The following is a 2,527-nucleotide window of genomic DNA, read 5'->3' on the forward strand; positions in this document are numbered from 1 at the left end:
GGGACGGCCGCGGCAGCGGCACCCGTGGGGGCGGCGGCCTGCGCGCTGCCCGCGGCGAGCCAGCCGCCGGTGGCGGCCGCCGCGGTCAACGCGCCGCTCCAGAGCAGGAGTTCGCGGCGTCCGGGCCCGGGTGTGCTGGGGTCGTCGGTGGTCACGGTGGCACGTCCGTCCTGGTCGGAAGTGGGGGATCCGTCGTGCGGGGTCGGCCGGCGGCCGAGCGGAGCCGAGGGGGTGGGGCGGGGTCGAGGCGGCCGCCGCGGCGCGGGCCCGGGCCGGGCGGTCAGCCCAACTGCCAGAGGTGGTCGGCGGTCCCGTTGTCGTCGAACTGCACCACCTGGGCGCTGTTGGCGGTCGACATCTGGTCGACGCCCAGTACCTTGCCGGAGTTGAGGTTGCGGACCCGGAACCAGCCGTCGGCGTCCGCGATGAGCTGCCACAGGTGGTCGGCGGTCCCGTTGTCGTCGAACTGCACGACGTGGGCGCTGTTGGCCGTCGACATCTGGTCGACGCCGAGGAGTTTGCCGGAGTTGCGGTTGCGGATCTTCTGGTAGTCGCCCTCGCGGGTCCACGGGTGGCCGTCGGTCGCGGTGGTGGGGAAGGCGGAGATCCGCAGCCGGGCGGCGCCCATCGGGATGAGGGTGACGGTCTGTACGGGCGCGGTACTGCGGGCCGGCGATGCCTGCAGCGGGGTGACGACGTGCTGGCTGTCCGCCTGCCATTCGGCGATCGGCCGGACCGGTGCGGTGATCCGGACCGGCGTGCCGTCATGGGTGAAGGGGTTGGCCGGCAACGGCCCGCTCGCCCGGCTGAAGGAGGGAGCGCCGGCGTCGAGGGCGAGGCCGTAGTTCCAGGGGGTGGTGGCGTGCACTTCGTACGCGGGGAACTGGGCGCTGCCGGCGTATTGGACGTAGTTCTCGCCGATGCTCAGCGCGTAGGTGAGCGGCCCGTGGTCGATGGCGGTGGCTCCGTGGTTGCCGGGCCAGCTGCGGACCGTGGTGGTCTGCGGGAACTGGAGGCTGACCGTGTCGCCGTTGTTCCAGGTGCGGTTGAGCGTGGTGAAGGCCGGGCCCGCGGGGGCGCTCGCGGCGGCGCCGTTGACAGTGATGTGCGGGGCGGCGCACCAGCCGGGGACGCGCAGGTAGAGCGGGAAGGCCAGTGGGCGCGGGGTGGCGACGGTCAGGGTGATGGTGTCGGCGAACGGGTAGTCGGTGGTTTCGGTGATGGTGACCGGGGTGCCGTCGGCGACTTTCGCGGTGACCGAGCTCGGCGCGTACATGGCGGCTGCCAGGCCGTGGTCGGGGGTGGCGAGCCAGAGTTCCTCGGTGAAGTAGGGCCAGCCCATTCCGTAGTTGTGCGGGCAGCAGCGGTACTGGTCGACGCCGGGCATGTAGGCCTGCATGGCGAAGGCGTTCTGGAACTGCCCTTGTGTCTTGGGGGTGTTGTCGAGGTCGATGCTGTTGGCGCTGGTGATGTAGTGGATGGCCTTGCCGGCCGGGTCGAGGGCCGCGGGCAGTGAGTTGAAGGCGAGGTCTTCGCAGCGGTCGGCCCATACGGGGTCGCCGGTGATGCGGGTGAGCAGCTGGTGGCTGGCCATGAATTCAACGATGCCGCAGGTCTCGAAGCCCTGCCGGGGGTCGCCGAAGCCGGGTCTGGCGTTCTCGTCGCCGGCGAAGCCGCCACCGGGGAACTGGCCCCAACTCGTCATCACCGACGTGTAGTTCTGGTAGGCGGCCTGGGTGAGGGCGGTGGCCGGGGAGCGCAGGGCGTACTGGGCGGGTTCGCGGAAGCCCTGGGCGATGTTGACGTTGTGCAGCGAGGGCAGGTTGTTGACCCAGTTGGCGCCGCCGGTGTGGATCTTGTCGGCGAGCGGGAGCAGGAAGGCGTCGCCGGTCCGGTTGTAGAGCCAGAACACGCTGTCCAGGCCGTCGCCCCAACGCTGGGAGACCCAGCTCTGGTTGAAGGCGCCGGGGCCCTGGGCGTTCATGTAGCGGAAGAAGGCGGTGAGCAGCGGGACGATCCGGGTGTCGCCGCTGTACTCCTGCCAGTTGCGCAGGGCCCAGGTCATCGGCAGGAACGGCCAGAAGTCCGGGCCGCCGCCGAGCGAGGTGCGCAGCGAGGTGGGGCCGAAGAAGCCGTCGGGCTGGGCGGTGGCGACGATGGCGTCGATCCAGCGGCGCACCGCGGCCAGCGCGGTGGCGTCCCCGGTGAGGACGGCCAGGTCGGTGTAGCCGCGCAGCCAGTACGGGACCTCTTCCCAGCCGGTGTTGGCGGGGTGGGTCCAGCCGCTGGTGTTCAGGTCGAGGAAGTGCGAGGTCGCCGCGTACTGGCCGCACAGTCCGGCGAGTTGGCTGCGCAGCTGGGCGTCGAGCCAGCCGCGGGCGGTGACCGCGCCGGGCGGCAGCCGCAGGAAGGCGGTGGGTGCGAGCGGGGCCGCGTTGGAGGTGTAGAGACCGCCGGGCGCGGGGGCGACCCGGCCGGCCGCGGCGCGGGCGCCGGCCGCATGGGCGGGTGCGGCCAGGGCTGCGGG

The 2,527-nt window shown here is 72.3% G+C and carries 1 protein-coding gene; it reads right to left on the reverse strand.

The annotated features are described in order from the left end of the window. Positions 1-280: 280 nt before the first annotated feature. Positions 281-2,518: a beta-L-arabinofuranosidase domain-containing protein gene (locus tag GA0115240_RS08400; RefSeq protein WP_093736026.1), complete on the reverse strand. Its 2,238-nt coding sequence runs from the start codon at positions 2,516-2,518 to the stop codon at positions 281-283. Between the last annotated feature and the right edge of the window lie 9 nt (positions 2,519-2,527).

Source organism: Streptomyces sp. DvalAA-14, assembly GCF_900091855.1.
Lineage (GTDB): Bacteria > Actinomycetota > Actinomycetes > Streptomycetales > Streptomycetaceae > Actinacidiphila.